The organism is Kitasatospora sp. NPDC028961, from assembly GCF_055564815.1.
Window position 1 is genome coordinate 43728 of the sequence record NZ_JBVHVO010000008.1, and the last position, 19901, is coordinate 63628.

Annotated in this window: 23 protein-coding genes; 4 read left to right on the forward strand and 19 right to left on the reverse strand. The window is 74.0% G+C overall.

From position 1 onward, the window contains the following. Window positions 1-149: 149 nt before the first annotated feature. From ACZ4UX_RS17240 to ACZ4UX_RS17315, 16 genes are all read right to left on the reverse strand, one after another. Window positions 150-254, reverse strand: coding sequence for a DUF6893 family small protein (locus ACZ4UX_RS17240; protein ID WP_465707256.1), 105 nt, complete (start codon window positions 252-254; stop codon window positions 150-152). Beyond that, the gene (locus ACZ4UX_RS17245; RefSeq protein WP_352292387.1) at window positions 248-757 is read right to left on the reverse strand and encodes a hydrogenase maturation protease; all 510 of its coding nucleotides are present in this window, start codon (window positions 755-757) and stop codon (window positions 248-250) included. The genes ACZ4UX_RS17240 and ACZ4UX_RS17245 overlap by 7 nt, the downstream gene beginning before the upstream one ends. Beyond that, complete coding sequence (locus tag ACZ4UX_RS17250; RefSeq protein ID WP_465707257.1) at window positions 754-2124, reverse strand: hypothetical protein; 1371 nt, start codon at window positions 2122-2124, stop codon at window positions 754-756. The genes ACZ4UX_RS17245 and ACZ4UX_RS17250 overlap by 4 nt, the downstream gene beginning before the upstream one ends. Further along, window positions 2121-2765, reverse strand: coding sequence for a DUF6084 family protein (locus ACZ4UX_RS17255; protein ID WP_465707258.1), 645 nt, complete (start codon window positions 2763-2765; stop codon window positions 2121-2123). Before ACZ4UX_RS17255 ends, ACZ4UX_RS17250 begins: the two co-directional genes overlap by 4 nt. Then, entirely contained in the window at window positions 2762-3412 is a 651-nt protein-coding gene (locus ACZ4UX_RS17260) for a DUF5947 family protein (RefSeq protein ID WP_465707259.1), read from the reverse strand. The genes ACZ4UX_RS17255 and ACZ4UX_RS17260 overlap by 4 nt, the downstream gene beginning before the upstream one ends. Beyond that, complete coding sequence (locus tag ACZ4UX_RS17265; RefSeq protein WP_465707260.1) at window positions 3409-3876, reverse strand: thioredoxin; 468 nt, start codon at window positions 3874-3876, stop codon at window positions 3409-3411. Before ACZ4UX_RS17265 ends, ACZ4UX_RS17260 begins: the two co-directional genes overlap by 4 nt. Continuing rightward, a complete protein-coding gene (locus ACZ4UX_RS17270) occupies window positions 3873-5657 on the reverse strand; it encodes a nickel-dependent hydrogenase large subunit (RefSeq protein WP_329486183.1) in 1785 nt (594 codons plus the stop codon). Before ACZ4UX_RS17270 ends, ACZ4UX_RS17265 begins: the two co-directional genes overlap by 4 nt. An 81-nt stretch (window positions 5658-5738) precedes the next feature. Further along, window positions 5739-6794: an NADH-quinone oxidoreductase subunit B family protein gene (locus ACZ4UX_RS17275; protein ID WP_352294821.1), complete on the reverse strand. Its 1056-nt coding sequence runs from the start codon at window positions 6792-6794 to the stop codon at window positions 5739-5741. A 620-nt stretch (window positions 6795-7414) separates the two neighbouring features. Then, window positions 7415-8326 (reverse strand): glutathione S-transferase C-terminal domain-containing protein, encoded by a 912-nt coding sequence (locus tag ACZ4UX_RS17280; protein ID WP_396486497.1) that lies wholly within the window; start codon window positions 8324-8326, stop codon window positions 7415-7417. Window positions 8327-8411: 85 nt separating this feature from the next. Continuing rightward, window positions 8412-9155 (reverse strand): GNAT family N-acetyltransferase, encoded by a 744-nt coding sequence (locus ACZ4UX_RS17285; RefSeq protein ID WP_329486186.1) that lies wholly within the window; start codon window positions 9153-9155, stop codon window positions 8412-8414. Between the two features lie 179 nt (window positions 9156-9334). Beyond that, a complete protein-coding gene (locus tag ACZ4UX_RS17290; RefSeq protein ID WP_329486187.1) occupies window positions 9335-9532 on the reverse strand; it encodes a hypothetical protein in 198 nt (65 codons plus the stop codon). Between the two features lie 136 nt (window positions 9533-9668). Further along, a complete protein-coding gene (locus tag ACZ4UX_RS17295; protein ID WP_465707261.1) occupies window positions 9669-10367 on the reverse strand; it encodes a hypothetical protein in 699 nt (232 codons plus the stop codon). A 70-nt stretch (window positions 10368-10437) separates the two neighbouring features. Further along, window positions 10438-11385, reverse strand: a complete 948-nt coding sequence (locus ACZ4UX_RS17300; RefSeq protein WP_465707262.1) for a Gfo/Idh/MocA family protein — start codon at window positions 11383-11385, stop codon at window positions 10438-10440. Between the two features lie 156 nt (window positions 11386-11541). Continuing rightward, on the reverse strand, window positions 11542-11826 hold the full coding sequence (locus ACZ4UX_RS17305) for a hypothetical protein (protein ID WP_465707263.1): 285 nt from the start codon (window positions 11824-11826) through the stop codon (window positions 11542-11544). A 26-nt stretch (window positions 11827-11852) separates the two neighbouring features. Continuing rightward, a complete protein-coding gene (locus ACZ4UX_RS17310; protein WP_465707264.1) occupies window positions 11853-12560 on the reverse strand; it encodes an alpha/beta fold hydrolase in 708 nt (235 codons plus the stop codon). Window positions 12561-12648: 88 nt separating this feature from the next. Further along, window positions 12649-12846, reverse strand: a complete 198-nt coding sequence (locus ACZ4UX_RS17315) for a hypothetical protein (protein ID WP_465707265.1) — start codon at window positions 12844-12846, stop codon at window positions 12649-12651. A 293-nt stretch (window positions 12847-13139) separates the two neighbouring features. On the opposite strand from ACZ4UX_RS17315, the gene ACZ4UX_RS17320 reads away from it, so the two are divergent. After that, entirely contained in the window at window positions 13140-13694 is a 555-nt protein-coding gene (locus tag ACZ4UX_RS17320; protein WP_465707266.1) for a GNAT family N-acetyltransferase, read from the forward strand. Window positions 13695-13904: 210 nt separating this feature from the next. Here ACZ4UX_RS17320 and ACZ4UX_RS17325 read toward each other — a convergent pair whose 3' ends face one another. Continuing rightward, window positions 13905-14132 carry a hypothetical protein gene (locus tag ACZ4UX_RS17325; RefSeq protein WP_329486196.1) on the reverse strand — a complete coding sequence of 76 codons (228 nt, stop codon included), beginning with the start codon at window positions 14130-14132 and terminating at the stop codon, window positions 13905-13907. Window positions 14133-14646: 514 nt separating this feature from the next. Here ACZ4UX_RS17325 and ACZ4UX_RS17330 point away from each other — a divergent pair. From ACZ4UX_RS17330 to ACZ4UX_RS17340, 3 genes are all read left to right on the forward strand, one after another. After that, the gene (locus ACZ4UX_RS17330; protein WP_030918248.1) at window positions 14647-14850 is read left to right on the forward strand and encodes a cold-shock protein; all 204 of its coding nucleotides are present in this window, start codon (window positions 14647-14649) and stop codon (window positions 14848-14850) included. Window positions 14851-15209: 359 nt separating this feature from the next. Beyond that, window positions 15210-16820, forward strand: coding sequence for a DEAD/DEAH box helicase (locus ACZ4UX_RS17335; RefSeq protein WP_465707267.1), 1611 nt, complete (start codon window positions 15210-15212; stop codon window positions 16818-16820). 145 nt (window positions 16821-16965) lie between these two features. Further along, window positions 16966-17361, forward strand: coding sequence for a CBS domain-containing protein (locus ACZ4UX_RS17340; protein ID WP_465707268.1), 396 nt, complete (start codon window positions 16966-16968; stop codon window positions 17359-17361). Between the two features lie 83 nt (window positions 17362-17444). Here the strand turns inward: ACZ4UX_RS17340 and ACZ4UX_RS17345 are convergent, their stop codons facing one another. Then, on the reverse strand, window positions 17445-18356 hold the full coding sequence (locus tag ACZ4UX_RS17345; RefSeq protein WP_329486199.1) for a LysR family transcriptional regulator: 912 nt from the start codon (window positions 18354-18356) through the stop codon (window positions 17445-17447). A 324-nt stretch (window positions 18357-18680) separates the two neighbouring features. Next, window positions 18681-19874 carry a glycine C-acetyltransferase gene (locus tag ACZ4UX_RS17350; protein ID WP_465707269.1) on the reverse strand — a complete coding sequence of 398 codons (1194 nt, stop codon included), beginning with the start codon at window positions 19872-19874 and terminating at the stop codon, window positions 18681-18683. Between the last annotated feature and the right edge of the window lie 27 nt (window positions 19875-19901).

The window sequence follows — 19901 nt, forward strand, 5'->3', positions numbered from 1 at the left end:
TACCCCCTCCCCCCCCCCCCCCCCCTCCCCCCCCCCCCCCCCCCCCCCCCCCCCCCCCCCCCCCCCCCCCCCCCCCCCCCCCTTCCCCCCCCCCCCCCCCCCCCCCCCCGCCACCGCGCCCGGAGTACACCGTTCGCCGCAGTCCGGCCTCACATCCGCAGGATCCGCAGGTAGCGCTTCAGGTCGGGCAGGCTCTGCCAGACCAGGGTCACGACCACGGCCGCGCCGGCCGCGCACAGCAGGTTCTTCAGCATGGTGATGACGCCTCTCTCTGCGCCTGCGCGTCCGATCCGACGATCCGCAGGACCACTTCGACCGCCTCCTCGACGGCTGCGGCCACCGGGGCACTGAGCCCGATGCCCTCCTCCAGCGACTCCGGCTCGCACCCCACCACGAGCACCCGTTCGGGCGCGGATCCGCCCGTCCCGGCGGCCAGCGTGGCGAGCAGCGCGAGCACGGCGTCCGGCCCCATCCGGTGCCCGTCCATGACGGGCGCCTCCACCGGGCCGGCGTCCGCCTCGATCAGGTACACCGTGCCCGGCTCGCCTCCGCGCGCGGTGGCGTCGACCAGCACGAGCGTCCGGTAGCCGTCCAGCAGCTGGTAGGCCAGGTGCACTCCGCGCACCCCGATGTCCACCAGCTCGACGTCGGCCGGCAGCGGGTGCCCGGCCAGTCGCCGGACCGTCTCCACCCCGAACCCGTCGTCACCGAGGAAGATGTTGCCCACCCCGGCCACCAGCACCCGGCCCGTGCTCACGACTCCTCCAGCGGGGTGACCTCGTCCGGCTGGAAGTACCGGAACCGGCCCTGGGCGCGCCACAGGTCCGCGCCCGGGTCGTCCTCGACCGTGACGGCGAGGTGCACCGAGCCGTCGACGTCGTGCAGCACGGCCTCGACCACGGCGGTCCGCCCGTGCAGGAAGAGGTCCTGGGCGTCGGTGCGCCGCCGGCCGGGCCGGAGCAGGACGCGGCTGCCGGCCCCGACCTCGCGGCCGTCGACCACCACCCGGTCTCGGTCCGGGTCCACCTCCGGGTCGTTGCCCGGGTCCCACCAGGGCTGCTCGGCGGTCGACCCGGTGATCTCGCGCAGGCCCCGGACGGCGCCGTGCAGCCGCTCCAGGACCTCCGGGGGCATCGACTCGGCGAGGTCGATCACGGCGCCCGCCCGCTCGTCCGTGCCCCGGGCCTCGCGCTTCTCGCGCTCGGTCAGCGCCGCCGTCCGCAGGGCGAGGATCTCGTCGATCTCGGTCGCGTCGTAGAGCGCGCCGAGGCTCTCCGGGGCGACCAGCGGATGGTCCTCCAGGATGATCGGCGAGGAGAGCAGCACCTGGTCGCGCCCGGGCGGGCCGGCCAGCACGGGCCAGGTGTGCTCGTTGCGGCATTCGGCCACGGCCGCCTTCGCCCATTCGGGCGGGTCCGTCACCGACAGGAAGGTGCCCCGGTCGAGGCCGAGCAGCAGGTGCGCCGAGACCAGCGCGCGGGGCAGCGCCGCCTCCCGCCGGTCGCCCGGTCCGGGCTGCCACGGCGCGGTGTTCTCCACCACGACCGCGAGCCTGCGCACCTCGTACGGTCCGGGGACGTCCCGGGCGGTCAGCCGCAGGAGGCCGTCGGCCTGTTCGCGCCGGCGCAGCAGCCGGCCGACCGTCACGCCGTCCTCGCGGAGCAGTTCCATCTCCTCGCAGGCCGGCAGCCGGAACGGCCGGACGATCCCGTCGCCGGCCAACTCGTCGACGGGGAGGACGAGTTCCACGCGCTCCTCGACGCCCTCGTCCCACGGGACGAGCACCCGGTCGGCCAGCTCCAGCTCGTCGACCGGCTCGAAGCCGCCGCCGGGGGTGGCGCGCTGGACGGTCCGCCGCTGCGCGCGGAGGAACCGCAGCTCCACCGCCAGCCGGTCGCCGGGGCGCGGCTCGATCAGGCACTCGGTGCGCTGGTGGGAGTGCTCACCGCTGTCCTCGCCGTAGCCGGGCGGGACGAGGACGCCGAACTGCCAGCGCAGCCGGTTCTTGGCCGCCGAGGCCCGGTAGGGGTAGAGCACGTAGCCCTCGAAGAGGACGGCGTCGGCGATCTGCCGGGCCTGCGCGAACCGGCTCTCGGTCTCGGCCGTGAAGGCGTTCGCGTTCACCGGGCGACCTCCTCGGTCCGGACCGCGTCGAGCAGCTCGCGCACGGTCGCGTCCCAGGACGGCAGGGCCCGCCGGGAGCGGTAGGCGAGCAGTTCCGCCATCAGGTCGGCCGGCAGCCGCAGCCACCCGCAGCCCGGGAAGTGCTGCTCGATCATCTCCCGCCACACCCGCACGGGCATCCGCACCGTCGCCTCCCGGTCCCAGGGCACCGGGGCCACCTGGAAGCCGCCCGGGCCGGTGAACGCGGTGCCGGAGAAGAGCAGCAGCAGCGGGACGTCGCCGCCGTCCAGCGCCGCGAGGTAGCGGGCAGAGGCCACGTCCATGTCGTAGGTGCACGGCACGGGCAGGTCCACCTCGGTCTCCCCGGTGAAGCCGGGCACCATCAGCGGCACCTGGGCGAACTGCACCGGGTGCAGCGTGCCGCCCCAGCGGGAGCGCTCGCCGAACAGGTCGGTCAGCCGCTCGCCCTCGGCCTCGCCGTAGGAGCGCCGCGCGGGTTCGATCCGCAGCTGGCAGCGGAGCGCCAGGGCGTGCACCCTGGTCCCTTCGGGGGCGGTGATCCGCAGCCGCAGGACCAGCGTGGGTCCGGCCGCGTGGGGGTCGGGCCGCACGCCGGTGCAGGCGAAGGACAGCGCGGTCACGAGGCCCCCTCCGGTTGGAGCGCGCGGGCCCGGGCGGCCACCCGGGCGAAGAAGGCGTCGAGTTCGGCCCGGGCCTCGGCCCCGCCGTCGAAGCCCTTCCAGCACCGCCGCAGCCGGCCGACCAGCTCGTAGCAGACGTCGATCGGCACCAGGAAGCACTGGACCGGGCTCGCCGCCGGGTGCCGCAGCAGCAACGCCTCGACGTCGGGCTCCAGTTCGGCGGCGAGCCGGCTGGCGCCGAGCGCGGCCCGCCAGTCGGCCTCGTCCGGTTCGCTCTCGGTCGCACCGCCCGGGCCGGGGTAGAGCAGCACCAGCCGGTCCTGCCGGGCGTTGCGGAACAGGAACGCCGTCTCGACCGGGATGCCGAGCGCCGCCCACTGCTCCTCGCCGAACCGGTGGTCCGGCTCGGCGAGGCAGCGGTCGGGCACGCCGCGGTAGCGGCCGCCGGCCGCGCCGGGCTGCTGGAACAGCAGCCCGCAGGCCGTGCAGACACAGGTGAGGGACTGCTCCTCGGTGTCCACCAGGTGCCGGTGCTCCCGCGGGAGCTGCTGGCCGCAGAAGGTGCAGCGCTCCGGCTGCGGGGGTGCGGGCTCGCGCAGCCGGCGCAGCAGGGCGGCGCCGGGGCGGGAGAGCTGACGGGCGCTCACCGCACCTCCGCCGAGGCCGGCGGCCGGATGCCGATCTGCAGCAGCTGCGGCGCGCGTTCCAGCTCCACGGCCGTCACCTCGGGGGCGTGACAGGCCAGCACGGCCTCGACGTCCTGCTCCCCGCAGCCGCAGCCGCTCCTGGTACGGCGCAGCCGCAGCGTGCCGGTCGCGGGGTCGAAGCCGAGCAGTTCGACCGGCTCGGGCAGCGCGGCGAGCGCGCGGGCGATCCGGGCGGTGACGTCCTCGGGGTGCAGGTCGTGCAGGACGAGCAGCCCGGCCACCGCCTGGTCGTCCAGCAGCTGCCGCAGCGTCTGCGGCGGCAGGGCCCGGACGAGCCGGGTGAGGCCGTCCCCGTAGAAGGCCATCAGCTCGCGGACCAGCTGCTCGCCGGCCCCCTGCCCGTCGCCGCCGGCCAGCTGGTCCAGCGCCTCCTGGATCCGCAGCCCGGTCTCCTCCGCCGTCATGCGGTGAGCCCGCTCAGGCCCGTGGGCACGTGCATCTTCTGGACGGTCCGGCCGCCGCCGACGTACATGTGGACGCCGCAGGGCAGACAGGGGTCGAAGCTGCGCACGGCCCGCATGATGTCGATGCCCTTGAAGTTCTCCGGCGAGTTCTCCTCGAAGATCGGCGTGTTCTGCACCGCGTCCTCGTACGGGCCGGGCGTGCCGTAGCTGTCGCGGACGCTGGCGTTCCACGGCGTCGGCGGGTACGGGTGGTAGTTGGCGATCTTGCCGTCGCGGATCACCATGTGGTGCGACAGCACGCCGCGCACGGCCTCGGTGAAGCCGCAGCCGATCGACTCGTCCGGTACCTCGAAGCGCTCCCAGGTCTGGCTGCGCCCGGCCCGGACCTCGGCGAGGGCCTTCTCCGCGAAGTGCAGGGCCGCCGCGGCCGCGTAGGCCTGGAAGTACGTCCGGGCGCGGTTGCGCTCGATGGCGTTGCTCCAGCGCGGGATCTTCCACTCGAAGGTGGTCTCCGGCTTGGTCATCGAGCGCGGCAGGTTGATCTGCACGCTGTGGCCGGTGGCCTTGATGTAGCCGATGTCGACCAGCCCGGAGAGCGCGGTGGACCAGAGGCGGGCAATCGGGCCGCCGCCGGTGTCGAGCGCGAGGTGGTCCTTGCCGTCGAACCAGCGGGGGGACATCACCCAGCTGTACTTGTCGTCGAAGTCGCGCTTCTGCGGCGCGGGGACGGTGTGCTGGTTCCAGGGGTGCCTGGGGTCGACCGGGTTGCCCAGCGGGTCGTGGGTGACGAAGAGCTCCTTGCCCTCCCAGTCCTCGTAGTAGGAGCTGCCGAGCAGGATGCGGATGCCGAGGTTGATCTCGGTCAGGTCGTTGGTGACCAGCTTGCCGTCGACGACCACGCCCGGGGTGACGAACATCTTCCGGCCCCAGTCGGTCATGTTCCGGTACGTGAAGTCGCAGTGGTCCGGGTCGTTGAGGCTCCCCCAGCAGCCGAGCAGGATGCGGCGCCGGCCGACCTCCTCGTAACCGGGCAGCGCCTCGTAGAAGAAGTCGAAGAGGTCGTCGTGGAGCGGCACGACCTTCTTCATGAACTCCACGTACCGCATCAGCCGGGTCAGGTAGTCGGTGAAGAGCTGGACCGTCGCCACCGTGCCGACGCCGCCCGGGTAGAGCGTGGAGGGGTGCACGTGGCGGCCCTCCATCAGGCAGAACATCTCCCGGGTGTAGCGGCTGACCTGCAGCGCCTCGCGGTAGAACTCGCCCTCGATCGGGTTGAGCGAGCGCATGATGTCGGCGATCGTCCGGTACCCGTGGTCGCCGGCGTGCGGGGCCGCGGTGCGCTCGGCCAGCTCCAGGACGCCGGGGTTGGTCTCGCGGACCATCTTCTCGCAGTAGTCGACCCCGACCAGGTTCTCCTGGAAGATGTTGTGGTCGAACATGTACTCGGCGGCCTCGCCGAGGTTGATGATCCACTCACCGAGGTGCGGCGGCTTCACCCCGTACGCCATGTTCTGCGCGTAGACGGAGCAGGTGGCGTGGTTGTCGCCGCAGATGCCGCAGATGCGGCTGGTGATGAAGTGCGCGTCGCGCGGATCCTTGCCCCGCATGAAGACGCTGTAGCCGCGGAAGACCGACGAGGTGCTGTAGCACTCCGCCACCTTCTTCTGCTTGAAGTCGATCTTCGTGTGGATGCCGAGGCTGCCCACGATCCGGGTGATCGGGTCCCAGGACATCTCCACCAGGCCGCTGCCGTCGCCGGCTGCCTTCGTCGTCGGTGCCATCGTGTCTGTCGTGCCCTTCTGGAAGCGGGGAGGGTCAGCGGCGGAGCGGGCCGCCGCACGGGAGTGCGGCGGCCCGCCTGGTCACCGCGGTGTGCGGTAACCGGTCGTCAGCGTGCGCCCCGGGTGGCGCCACTTCGGTTCCTTGTCGAGGGTCTTCATGGTGATCGAGCGCAGTCGCCGGATCACCGCGCCGTACGCGGAGCTGGCGTTGGCCGAGATGTGCGAGCCCGGCGGCGGGTCCATGAAGGGCATGAACTTGTCCGGGAAGCCGGGCATCGTGCAGGCGATGCAGATGCCGCCCACGTTGGGGCAGCCGCCGATGCCGTTGATCCAGCCGCGCTTGGTGACGTTGCACTTGACGACCGGGCCCCAACAGCCCAGCCGCACCAGGCACTCCGGGGTGCCGTACTCGGTGGCGAACTGGCCCTGCTCGTAGTAGCCGCCGCGGTCGCAGCCCTCGTGCACGGTGGCGCCGAACAGCCAGGTCGGGCGCAGCTTGTCGTCCAGCGGGATCATCGGCGCGGAGCCGGCCAGCTGGTAGAGCAGGTAGGTCAGGGTCTCGGAGAAGTTGTCGGGCTGGATGGGGCAGCCCGGCACGCAGACGATGGGCAGGCCGGCCTTGGACTTCCAGTCCCAGCCCAGGTAGTCGGGGACGCCCATGGCACCGGTCGGGTTGCCGGCCATGGCGTGGATGCCACCGTAGGTGGCGCAGGTGCCGATCGCGACGACCGCCGTGGCCTTGGGCGCGAGCCGGTCCAGCCACTCACTGGTGGTGATCGGCTGACCGGTCCGCGGATCGTCGCCGAAACCGCACCAGTAGCCCTCCTCCTTGATGCTCTCGTTCGGGATGGATCCCTCGACGACCAGGACGAACGGGTCGAGTTCCCCGCGGTCCGCCTTGAAGAACCACTCCACGAAGTTGTCCGCGCCCTGGACCGGCCCGCACTCGAAGTCGATCAGCGGCCAGTGGACGGCGATCTTCGGCAGGCCCGGCAGTGCGCCGGTGACGATCTCCTCGATGCTCGGCTGCATGGCCGCGGTCAGGGAGACCGAGTCACCGTCGCAGCTCAGGCCCGCGTTGATCCAGAGAATGTGCACCACGTCAGCGTCGGTGGCGCTCGTTGCTGCAGCACCCATGAGGATGCCTCCTCGGAACTGGGAGCCGGACAAAAAGGCTCAAACCAGTCATAGCAGCGGTTGCGGCGGCCCGCCGGTCCGCAGGGCCGGGCGAGCACCCGGACGGAGCGCAAGCCGGGGCGGCCGTTCGGAGCAGCCGGGCGGTCACCCCTGCGGGCGGCATGGAGGGCGGCGCGGGAGGCGGTGCGGAGCGGGCCGGAGGCCGTCCGGGCGGCCGGGCCCCGACATCGGGGCGGCGCCGGCGAATTTGACATGACTGAACCAGGCCCCGAGCGGGCATACCGTCAGTAGCCCGCCGAAGGGCCCCGGTTGAAGCTCCCCCACGAGCGCAACCGAGGCCCCGGCTGGCGACCGGGCCTGGACGTGACTCCCCCCACGGAGCGGCGGCCAGGCCCGCATGCTGTACAACCAGCGATACGCAGCGTACATGTCATATCCACGTACCGCTACCGGGCGGACGTCCGGAGGTCGACCGACGGCCCGTCAGGGCGCCGCCGCCGCGCCCGGGCGACCGGTCGGCGCCCTGGTCAGCGGCGCCCACCACAGACGGAACGGCCGGTGCACCGGGGATGGTTCCCGGTGCACCGGCCGTTCGGGTCCGTGGCCCCGGGCCGCCGGACTCAGGCGGGGAGCGGACGCTCCACCGGGGCGTGCCAGTCCGGGACGCTCGCGCCCGGCTCGGTGAAGGCGGCGAAGTCCGTGGTGCCGGTGAACGGCTTCCGCTGGTAGAGATCGCGGGCGTAGGCCCACAGGTGCGGGTACGCGGCCAGACCGGGGTTCACCGCGCGCGCGTGGTTGGGCCCGACGTCGTAGCGCACCAGCGTCACCCAGAGCCGCACATCGGCCTCGGTCAGCCGGTCGCCCAGCAGGTAGCGGCTGGTGGCCAGCCGGGCGTCCAGCTCCGCGAAGGTCTCCAGCAGCAGGGCGCGGGCCGCGAGCGCGGCGTCCCCGGTGCCGGCCGCCGCGCCCGCGCCGTGGTTCACGGCCGGGCCCAGCCGGGCGTCCAGCGCGTCGATCTCGGCCCGGAGGTCCTCCGGGTAGGTGTCGGCGCCGTTGCTCCACCGGCCGAACTGGGTCGCCAGGTCGATGCCTATGGTCCGGAAGTCGTTGCTGACCACCCGGCCGGTCCGGCGGTCCCAGAGCGTCGGCACCGAGATGTGCCCGTCGAAACCGGGCTCGGTCCGCTCGTACGCGTCGCGCAGCAGGGTGAACCCGTTCACCGGGTCCGGCCCGTAGGTCTCCCGGAAGGCCCAGCCGCGGCCGTCACGGCGGCCGTCGACGTAGGAGACCGAGACGACGTCCTCCAGCCCGTTGAGCGCGCGCTGGATGGTGGTGCGCTGCGCCCAGGGGCAGAACCAGCCGGCGTAGATGTGGTAGCGGCCGGGCTCGGCGGCGAAGCCGCTGCTCCCGTCGGCGGTGATCCGCCCGGTGAAGCGGTACAGCGGGCGCTCGTCGCCGGGAGCCCTGGTGATCCGGTACTCGCCGTGGACGGCGGTGTCGGCGGGGCTGGCGTAGGGCACGTTCTGACTCACATCGAACTCCTCGGACTCCTCGGAAGGGTGGAACGGTGCGGCTCGGCGGGTGGTCTCGGTGCGGAGGCGGGGCGCCGGGGCTTCGTCACGCGCCCGGGCCCCCGCCGGGCGTCCGCAGGCCCAGGAAGGTGACGTGCCGGCGCAGCCGGAACCCCAGCGACTCGTAGAGCCGGATCGCGGTGGTGTTCTCGGCGGAGGTGTGCAGGAACGGCGTGTCGCCCCGCTCACGGATCCCGGCCGCGACCGCCCGGACCAGCCGGGAGCCGAGCCCCCGGCCCCGGTGGGACTCGGCCGTGCAGACGGCGCTGATCTCGGTCCAGCCCGGCGGGCGCAGGCGCTCCCCCGCCATCGCGACCAGCGCGCCGCCGCGGCGGATGCCCAGGTAGCCGCCGAGTTCGATGGTCCGGGGCAGGAACGGGCCGGGCCGGGCGTGCTCCACCAGCGCCAGCATCTCCGGTACGTCGGCGGGGCCCAGCCGGACGGCCTCCTCGTCGGGCCGGGCCCGGACGCCGTCGTCCACCAGTTGGACGCCCCGGCCCCGCAGCAGGATCTCCCAGTCGGCCGGTACGGCGTCCGGGGAGCCGGTGGCGGCGACGACGGCGCCCGGGCCGTACAGCGCCGCGACGTCCCGCCAGGTCTCCCGGTCGGGGCGGTCGGGGAGGGCGACGAACGGCGACACGTCGGCCGGGTAGCGCAGCACCTCACCGCTTCGCTCGGCCAGGTGGGCGTGCGGGCCGAGCAGGGCGGCGCGGGCGGGGTTGTCCAAGGGGTGGCGCCGCTCGGCGGTGTCCGGGGCGTCGTCGGGGATGAGCACGGGGTACTGGGGCATGCGGGAGCCGTTCCTCGATCTCGGTCTTCTCGGTCGCTTCGGCCCGGGGCGTCGCCGGCCGGGGGCAGGACCTCGGGCGGCTGCCGGGAGGCCGGGCAGCCGGGACGCGCCACGGCGGAGCGGGGCTGCCGGGCGTAACGGGGCGCCGGGCGTGCGTGACGACGGGCGGTTACGGGCGGTTACGGGCGACAGAGGCCGGTCGGGGAGCCGACCCCGTCGATCCACCGGCGCCGCACCAGCCGGGCACCACCGGTCCGGGTGCCGGGGGTCCGGGTACCGGCGGCCGCGTGGGCTCCGGCCTGCGGGCGGAACGCCGCGCGCGGCCGCAGCGGGTGTCCGAAGACCACCCGCCCGCCCCGCAGTTGGCGTGCGTGCATCGCCCGTCCGTTTCGCGTCCGGCAACCGTGAAGGTCCACAGTACCGCTCGACCGGCCCGGGACCAGGGGCAATCCCGAATCGCCGGACGCCGACGCCGGGCCGAAACAGTGCCGTCGCACCGTGCTCACAGCGCGTTCACTGCAGGATGTTGATCGCCCGGGCGACGACCAGGGCGCCCAGCGCGAGGGAGGTCGCCGCCTGCGCCATCATCAGCAGCTTGGCCCACCGTCTGACGGCCGAGACGTCGGTGGGGCTGAAGGCCGTGGCGGTCCAGAAGGAGAGCGTCAGATAGTCGGCGAACCGCGGCACCCAGGCGGCCGGCGCGTGGTCCGGGTACTGCATCTCGGGGAACACGAACGCCGGGTTCGCGAAGGGCCGGTGGGCGCGGGCGGCGGCGCCGCCGCGGTCCAGGCTCCAGTACCAGAGCGCGAAGGCCACCACGTTCGTCACCCAGACCACGCCGCCGGTCGCCAGCAGCCCGACGGCGTTGTTCGCGAACAGCTTGTTGTCGGTCAGGATGTCCACCACCAGATGGACGCCCGCGAACACGTTGGCCACCGTGATGGCGCCGATCAGCAGCTGGGTGACGACCCGGAGCCAGGCCTTCTGCCGGTCGATCCGGCCCGGGTCGCCGATGATCAGCACCGCCAGCAACGAGCCCACGGCGACCGGCAGCACCCAGGCGGGGTCGACCCGGTAGCGGGCCGGCAGCGTCACGTGGAGCATCGCGACGACCGCGACCGCCAGCACCACCGGCCACCAGTGCTCGCCGCTCACCGCGGCCCGGGCCGGCGTCACCCGCCGCGGATCCGTCGGGTGGGGGCTGGAGGGCATGCCCCATTGTCACCTCGCGGCCCGGATCGCGGCCGCAGGCTCACCAGCCGGGGCCGGGGCGGGGCGGCTCCTACCGGGTGACGGCCGTCGCCGTTCCCTCCAGGCGCCCGACGATCAGCTCGCAGAGCTCATGGGTGCGCAGGGCGTCGTGGGCGTCGATCGTCTTTCCGGTCCGGACGGCGTCGAGGAAGGCGAGGACGACCTGCTCGATGCCGCGCTGGCGGGCCACCGGGACCCAGTCGCCGCGACGGCGGATCGTGGGCTGGCCGCGGTGGTCGATCACGTCGGCGAGGTTGTGGACCTCGCGCTTGGAGTCCCCGCCGGAGACCTGGAGGATCTCCTCGGTGGAGCCGGAGACGCGGTTCATGATGCCCAGGGCGGTGAAGCCCTCACCGGAGAGGGTGAGGACGACGTGCTCGACGAGGCCGTCGCGCACCCGGGAGCGGACGTCGACCTGCTCGATCTCACCGGGCGCCAGGAAGCGCAGCAGGTCCACCACGTGGATGAAGTCGTCGAAGACCATCGAGCGGGGCGCCTCGGGCAGGCCCTCGCGGTTCTTCTGCAGGACGATCAGGTCGCGCGGCCGCTCCTTCGCCTGCACGTAGCCGGGCGCGTAGCGGCGGTTGAAACCGACCATCAACGAGCGGCCCGTGCGGTCGGCGAGGTCGACCAGCCGACGGGACCCGTCCAGGGTCTGGTCGAGCGGCTTGTCCACGTAGACGTCGACCCCGGCCGTCAGCAGCTGCTCGACGATCGGGACGTGCTGGTCGGTGGCGGCGTGCACGAAGGCGGCCCGGATGCCGCTGCCGATCAACGCGCCGAGGTCGGTGAACCGGTGCTCGGGCGCGATCCGGTGGGCCTCGCCGATCCGGTCCAGCTTGGCCCGGTCCCGGGTCATCAGGCGCAGGTCGAGGCCGGGCAGCGTGCCGAGGACCGGGAGGTAGGCCTTCTGGGCGATGTCGCCGAGCCCGATCACCCCGACGGGGAGGAGAGCGTCGGGGGCGGAGGTCAGGCTCATCGGTGCTCCAGTGGTCCGGACGATCATCGGCCCGGCCCACCCTACTCGCCGCTCCCCCGGCGGCCGGCGGGGTGGCCCGGCGCACCCGGCGGACGCGTGCGGCGGTGCCGACGCGGTGGGGCCCCGACCGGTGGCCGGGGCCCCACCGTCCCCCGCTCAGTCGACGTCGAGCGCCCGCGTCAGCGGGCGGTCCGCCCCGTGGCGGCCGGCCGAGACGGTGGACCCGCCGGGGCGGGCCGCCCAGGCGCGCGCGGCGGTGCCCCAGGTCCGCACCGCCCGCAGCGGGGTGCTCACCCGGGCGGTCAGCCGGCCGAGGCCGATCGCCTCGCCGGCGGGCAGCGACCACCGGTCCGCCCCGCTCAGCAGGGCGGCCTCGGCGGTGAGGTCCCGTCGCGCGAGGGCGGCCTCGACGGCGGCCTCGCGCCTGGCGCCGGCGGTCACGGCGAACTCCTCGTCCTCGTCATGGTTCAGATCCAGCCGTCGAGCGCCGCCAGGAAGCCGTCGTGGTCGTCCCGGTGGACGGTGTGGCCGGCGCCGGGCACGGTGCGCACCTCGAAGCCCCGGGCGCGCAGCAGTTCGGCGTCCTCGGCGCTCACCAGGAAGCTCCGGTCGGCCAGGAGCACCAGCGAGGGCACGGCCGGTGCGGCCGGCAGACCGCACTCCTGGCCGGACAGGGCGAGTGCGGACTCCTCGTCCCAGGCCGCGAGGGTGGCGAGTTCGACGTCCACGTCGGCGGCCTCCCAGCGGGGGTTGAACCCGGCGATCTGCTCCCGGGTGGCGTGCCGGAACTCCACGAACATCCGCGGGTCGGCGCCCTCGATCCGGCCGAACTGCCAGGCCGGGTCGACGTACACGGCGCGGGCCGGCTTCAGCCGCTCGACCGCGCCCAGCAGGCTGATGCCGCCGAGCGAGTGGCCGACGGCCAGCTCCGCGCCGGCCGGCAGGGTCTCGACGAGGTCCTCGGCGTAGGCCTCCAGGGCGTACCGCTCCTGGGGGCTCCCGCCGGTACCGCGCGGGCTCCGGCCGTGGCCGCGCTGGTCGACGGCGATGACGCGGTACCCGCGCGCGGCCAGGGCCGGGCCGACCCGCCGCCAGGTGCGGTGGTCGGACATGATGCCGTGCACCAGCAGGGCGACGCGGTCGCCGGAACCCCACTCCTGGGTGTGCAACTTCACGAGATGGAAACCTCTCTGGGAACGCTCGGGTGGGCGGACGTACTCGGTCGGGTGGACGTCGTGGGTGTGCCGGGAGGTACCGGCGTACTCAGCGAACACCGCGGACCGGCTTCAGCGCGAGGGTGCCGAGCCCGGCGAGGGCCGCGCCGAGCAGGAACAGCGCGGTGCGGCCGCCGAGGCCGGGCACGACGGAGGCGACGAAGGGCGCCAGGATCTGCGGGCCGGCGTTGGCGATGTCGAGCCCGCCCATGTCCCGGGCGGCGTCCTCCGCCTTGGGCAGCACCATGGTGACCGGCGCGGTGTCGACGGCCGTGAAGCAGCCCCGAAGACCAGTCCGTTGACCACGGAGAAGACGATCATGCTGGGCCGCCCACCGGTCGGCCGCCCCTGCGGGGCGGGGAGGAACTCGCCGCCCTGGTCGTCCGGTCGGTGAACGAGCCCGACCAGGGCCCGCCACCCGGAACCTGCCGGGCGTGCGCATGGTCGTCCGCGAGTCGGCCTCACTCCGCCCCCGCTCCGGGCCTCCCCGGCGGGAGAATCCGGTTGTGACCGGGACGGCTCGTGGGCGAGGCTCTCGGCATGACCACTCCGCCCGAGTCGATCACGTTGGACGACCTCACGCTGCGCCGCTTCGACGGCGAGGCGGACCTTCCCGAGCTCTTCCGGGTGATCGAGGAGTCCCTGGAGCACCTCCGCCCGTGGATGCCCTGGGTTGCCACGCACAGCCCCGACGCCACCCGTGCCTTCCTGGCCGGCCGCGCCGAGCAGTGGGAGAGCGGCGCCGCGTTCACCTACGCGATGGTGACGGAGCGGGGCATCGTCGGCGCCTGCCAGCTCTTCCGCCGCGAGGGCCTGCCGGGCGACGGTATGGAGATCGGCTACTGGCTGCACCCCGCCGCCACCGGCCGCGGTCTGGCCACCAGAGCCGTCCGGGCCCTGGTCGACGCGGCGTTCCTGCTGCCCGGCGTCGACCACGTCGAGATCGTCCACGACCCGGCGAACCGGGCGAGCGGCGCCGTACCGGCGCGCCTCGGCTTCGCCGAGCACCTCTGCCGGCCCGCCGAGCGCCTGGCGCCCGCGCAGACCGGCGTGGACAAGGTCTGGCGGCTGACCCGGGCGCGGACAGGGCTGTGACGGGCCGCACCGGACGGGCGACCGGGGCGGCAGAGACAGCGCCGCCGGAGCATGGAGGGAGTGCCCGGCGCCGCTAGGGCAGACGGACGGGCCGGCCGCCGGAACTCCACGGCGGCACGGGTACCGGGGTCGGGCCGGTGCGGCGGGACAGCACCGCGCCCCCGGGGCCGCACGGCCCCGGGGCGCCCCGGGTGGAGGTCGAACCGCGGATCAGAGCTTGAACATGGCGGTGTACGGCTGGGTGATCCGTTCCTGCCGTGAACCGAAGTCGACCAGTACCGCGATGTCACCGCCACCCTCGACGGCGATGGCCCGGCCGAGGCCGTACGTGTCGTGGGTGACCCTGTCGCCGACGGCGAACCGTTTGAGAGGAGCTTCGACCCGGGCCTTGAAGGGGCTGGTGGGCAGAGTACGCCGGACTGCTGCTGATTTCGTCATCTCCCCCAGTATGCGCCGGAACTCGCCCCAGCGGGCCCTCCGGAAGGTCTCGAATTCGCACATAACCGGAATCCGTATGGTGCGGTTCACCACCGCGCCGACGGAATCTCGCGGCCGCGGACGGTCGGCCACCGGCGCGAACCGCGTCGGCGGGGGCGGGCAGCGCACCTGTGCCCGCCGCTCTTTCGAGCGATTCGCAGGCCTGGCCGGCCCCGCGCGCTGGGCCACCAACTCCGCCGGGCGGCCAGCCGGTTGGCGCTGCTTCCGCTGCCGCGACAGCCGGCCCCGGGCGGGGCCGCGGAGCCGCCGGGGGTGAATCGCTCCACCACGGAGACCCCCGGCCTGCTAGAGTCGAATGAGTTGCAGTAGTGGTTCCCATGAACTTTGTGTGGGCCTGCTGAGGTCTCGCAGGCGCATTTTTGTTTCCCGGCTCTTCCCCGGGTGGGTCATCATCGCGGCATCTCGGAGCACGCACCGTGCGAGCTCCGGACAGCCCCTTGAAGGAGATTTCTTTATGGCTAATGGCACTGTGAAGTGGTTCAACGCGGAAAAGGGCTTCGGCTTCATCGAGCAGGAGGGTGGCGGCCCCGACGTCTTCGCCCACTACTCGAACATCAACGCCAACGGCTTCCGTGAGCTGCTCGAGGGCCAGAAGGTCGAGTTCGACGTCACGCAGGGCCAGAAGGGCCCGCAGGCCGAGAACATTCGTCCGCTGTAGTTTCTGCCACGGCACCCGCCCGGCAGCGAGGGGCCCGCACCGCGTTCATGCCTGGTGCGGGCCCCTCGGCTTTTCGCAGGACCCACCGCTGCCCGGGCTTCATTCCCGGCTCCGCCACCGGCGGCCTTCCCCACGCGAGCTGCTCCGCGCCGCGTCCGGGTCGGCGCCCCGCCGTGATGATTCACGGTTCGAGGTTCTTCGCTCCCGCCCGCGCGGTGAGCGCCGACCGTAGGTGACGTGCCGCACGGTTTCACCGTCCACGCTCCGCCAGTTCCGGCCCGTTCCTTGCAGCCTCCGCCCGGATTACCCGTGGGCGCGGAGCCTTCCTCGTGACGTGCCACCTTGAGGAAGGTCTCCAGATGAATCGCTCCAGTCGCTCCTCGTACCAGAATTCCGAGTCCCGCTCCGGCGGCGGCTCCTACGGCTCCCGTTCCGGCGGGGGCGGTTCCTCGTACGGCTCCCGCTCGGGTGGTGGCGGCGGCTCCTACGGCTCGCGTTCCGGCGGTGGTGGCTCCTCGTACGGCTCCCGTTCGGGCGGCGGTCCGAGGCGGCGCCAGAGCTCCTCCGTGCAGGGCGAGTTCGCGATGCCGGTCAGCACCACCCCGGCCCTGCCGGCCGTCGAGACCTTCGACCAGCTCGACATGCCGAAGGCCCTGCTCTCGACGCTCACCCGCCAGGGCGTCACCTCGCCGTTCCCGATCCAGGCCGCGACGCTGCCGAACTCGCTGGCGGGCCGGGACGTCCTCGGCCGCGGCCGGACCGGCTCCGGCAAGACCATCGCCTTCGGCCTCGCGCTGCTGGCCCGCATCGCCGGCCGGCAGGCCGAGCCGGGCCGGCCGCTGGCTCTCGTCCTGGTCCCCACCCGTGAGCTCGCGCAGCAGGTCACCGAGGCGCTCACCCCCTACGCCCACTCGGTGCGGCTGCGGCTCGCCACCGTGGTCGGCGGGGTCTCGATCGGCCGCCAGGCCCAGATCCTGGGCCGGGGCGCGGAGGTCGTCGTGGCCACTCCCGGCCGCCTCAAGGACCTGATCCAGCGCGGCGCCTGCCGGCTCGACAGCGTCGGGATCACCGTCCTCGACGAGGCCGACCAGATGGCCGACATGGGCTTCCTGCCGCAGGTCATCGAGCTGCTCGACCAGGTCGAGGCGGACAGCCAGACGATGCTGTTCTCCGCCACCCTGGACCGCAACGTCGACCGCCTGGTGCGCCGGTTCCTCAAGGACCCGGTCACCCACTCGGTGGACCCGTCCGCCGCCGCGGTCAGCACCATGGAGCACCACGTCCTGCACGTACAGAACGGCGACAAGAACGCGACGATCGCCCACATCGCCTCGCGCGAGGGCGGCGTGATCATGTTCACCGACACCAAGCACGGCGCCGACCGGCTGGTGGACGAGCTGCTCGCCAGCGGGGTGAAGGCGGCCGCGCTGCACGGCGGGAAGTCCCAGCCCCAGCGCACCCGCACCCTCCAGCAGTTCCGCAACGGCCAGGTCACCGCACTGATCGCGACCAACGTCGCGGCCCGCGGCATCCACGTCGACGGCCTCGACCTGGTCGTCAACCTGGACCCGCCGACCGACCACAAGGACTACCTGCACCGCGGCGGCCGCACCGCCCGGGCGGGCGAGTCCGGCACCGTCGTGACGCTCGTCCTGCCCAACCAGCGCCGCGAGACGGCCCGGATGATGGCCACCGCCGGCATCACCCCCGAGTCCACCCGGGTCCACTCCACCGATGACGAGCTGGCCCGCATCACCGGCGCCCGCGTGCCCACCGGCGTGCCCGTGGTGATCGCCGACCCCGTGGTCGAGCGGCCCCGGCGCAGCGCCTCGGGCGGTCGCAACCGCCGCAGCCGCCCCACCTCGGCCGGCCGCGGCCAGCAGGGCGGCGGCACCGGCGGCCGCGGCCAGGGCGGCGGCACCGGCGGCGCCCGCCGTGGCGGGCCGCGGCGCGTCGACCTGGCCGCGTAGGCCCCGCGTCCGGTCGGTCCCGCCGCGCGTCGGCGGGACCGGCCGGATCCGGCCGGACACCCGCGGGCCGGGCCCAGCCGCGGCAGCACCGTCGAGCACCTCCCTGATCGCCGCCGTCACCGGTGGACCGACCCGAAGGAGCCCCATGACCATGGCCCTCGAACACCCCGCCGACTTCGCCGCCGACGTCCTGACCACGGTCGGCGACGTGATGACCCGACCCGAGCTGCAGATCAGTGACGACGTCATGGTCGACACCGCGCTGGACATCCTGCTCAGCTCCGGCGCCCCGCACGCCCTGGTCCGCGACGAGGAGGGCCGCTGCGCCGGGCTGCTGACCCGTCTGCACCTCGCGCCGTTCCGGGCCCGCTCCTGGTACACCGAGCGCACCCCGGTGCGGGCGGTGAAGCACGACCGCGCGCCGTTCGCCACCGCCGGGATGCCGGCCGCCACCGCGGCGGCCACCATGCGCGCCCGCGGTCTGGACACCTGGCCGGTCGTGGACGACGACGGGCACGTCATCGGTCTGCTCAGCATCTGAGTCCCACCCGGGACCCCGCCTCCCCCGGCCCACCGGGGGAGGCGGGGTCCTCGTGGTTTCCGGGACCGCCGCCCCGGGCGCGGTCAGCCGGTGGCGGCGGCCACCTCGGTGAGGGCCTCCAGCACCGGGCGGATCAACGGGTGGCCGTCGGCGCCGGCCCGGACGGCGGCGAAGACCCGGCGGGTGGCGAGCGCGCTGTCCACCGGCCGCACCGCGACCCGTCCGAGATCCACCCCGAGCAGGGCGGACCGGGGCACCAGCGCCACCCCCGCACCGGCCGAGGCCAGCGCCACGACGGCGCGGAAGTCGTCCGAGGAGTGCACCAGACGCGGCTGGAACCCGGCGTGCTCGCAGGCCAGCAGCACCACGTCGTGGCACGGATTGCCCGGGTAGGGCCCGATCCACGGCTCGGCGGCCAGGTCGGCGACGGCGATCGGCCCCTCCCCGGCGGCCAGCGGATGGCCGAGCGGCAGCACCGCCTCGAACGGTTCGGCGTACAGCGGCACCCGGGTGAGCCGGGCGTCGTCGGCCCGCGGCGCCCCCCGGTACTCGACGGCCACGGCCAGGTCGGCCCGCCCCTCCAGGACCATCGGCAGGCTGGCGTCGCCCTCCGCGTCCAGCACCTTGAGGCGGACGCCGGGCGCCCGGGCGGCGAGGGTCCCGATGGCGGGCGCCAGCACCAGGGAGATCCCGGTGGCGAAGGAGGCCACGGTGACCTCACCGGCCACACCGGCGCTGTAGGCGGCGAGATCGGCCTCGGCCCGTTCCAGCTGGGCGAGGACGGCGTCGGCGTGGCCGAGCAGGATCTCCCCGGCGGCGGTGAGCCGCACCCCCCGGCCCTCGCGGGCGAGCAGGTGGTGGCCGGTCTCCTGCTCCAGCGCGGCCAGCTGCTGGGACACCGCCGAGGGGGTGAGGTAGAGGGCGGCCGCCGCGGCGGTCACCGTGCGGTGGTCCGCCACGGCCCGCAGGGTCCGCAGCCGTCGTGCGTCGATCACACGCCAATTCTGCCAGCGTGCCGCGGGGTGCCGGAGCCACCGGGGGGACGTCCGGCGGCGCAGTGGGCGGAACAGCGGGCGGCGCCGTGGGCGGGCGGGTCCGCCGAAACCGCGAACGGGAGTGGGGCGTCGGCCGGGCCGACGTCCCACTCCCGGGCGGGAGGGTGGGGCAGTTGGTCTCTGGTGGTGCGCCGCGGCGCACCGTGCGGTGGCGGGGTGCCGAGCGGGCGTGGTGCGCCGCACGGCGGCCCGGGGGTGCCCGTGGCGCGTCCGGTTCCGGGCGGACGGGCCACGGGCGGTCCCGGGAGGTGCCCCGGCCGGGGGCTACTCCCCCAGGGCGGCGCGGGCGTCGACGAAGGCCGCCACCACGCGCTCGACGTCCTCGGTGGAGTGCGCGGCGGACAGCTGCACCCGGATCCGGGCGGCGCCGTGCGGCACGACCGGGAAGGAGAAGCCGATCACGTACACGCCGCGCTCCAGCAGCAGCTCGGCGAGCCGGCCGGCCTCGGCCGCGTCGCCGATCATGACCGGGGCGATCGGGTGGTCGCCGGGCAGGATCTCGAAGCCGGCCTCGGTCATCCGCGAGCGGAACAGCGCCGTGTTGGCGGCCAGCTTCTCGCGCAGCTCGGTCGAGCGCTCGACCAGGTCGAGCACCTTCAGCGAGGCGGCGGCGATCACCGGGGCGAGCGAGTTGGAGAACAGGTACGGCCGCGAGCGCTGGCGCAGCAGGGCGACGATCTCGCGGCGCGCCGCGACGTAGCCGCCGGAGGCGCCGCCGAGGGCCTTGCCGAGGGTGCCGGTGATGATGTCGACGCGGTCCATCACACCGTGCAGCTCGGGGGTGCCGCGCCCGTTCGGGCCGACGAAGCCGACCGCGTGCGAGTCGTCGACCATGACCATGGCGTCGTAGCGCTCGGCCAGGTCGCAGATCTCGCGCAGCGGGGCGACGTAGCCGTCCATCGAGAAGACGCCGTCGGTGACGACCAGCCGGCGGCGGGCGCCCTGGGCCTCCTTGAGCTGCTGCTCCAGGTCGGCCAGGTCGCGGTTGGCGTAGCGCAGCCGGCGGGCCTTGCAGAGGCGGATGCCGTCGATGATGCTCGCGTGGTTCAGCGCGTCGGAGATGACGGCGTCGCGCTCGTCGAGCAGGGTCTCGAAGACGCCGCCGTTGGCGTCGAAGCAGGAGGAGTAGAGGATCGTGTCCTCCTGGCCGAGGAACCCGGAGAGGCGGTCCTCCAGCTCCTTGTGGACGTCCTGGGTGCCGCAGATGAACCGGACCGAGGCCATCCCGTAGCCCCAGCGGTCCAGGGCGTCCTTGGCGGCGGCGAGCACCTCGGGGTGGTCGGCGAGGCCGAGGTAGTTGTTGGCGCAGAAGTTCAGTACCTCGCCGGGCTGCCCGCCGGCGGTGACGGTGACGGCGGCGCTCTGCGGGGTGCCGATCACCCGCTCCGGCTTGAACAGGCCGGCCTCGCGGATCTCGTCGAGGGTGGCGGCCAGGTCGTCGCGCACGTTGTCGAACACGGTGTCTCCCTAGAGGGGGTCAGACGG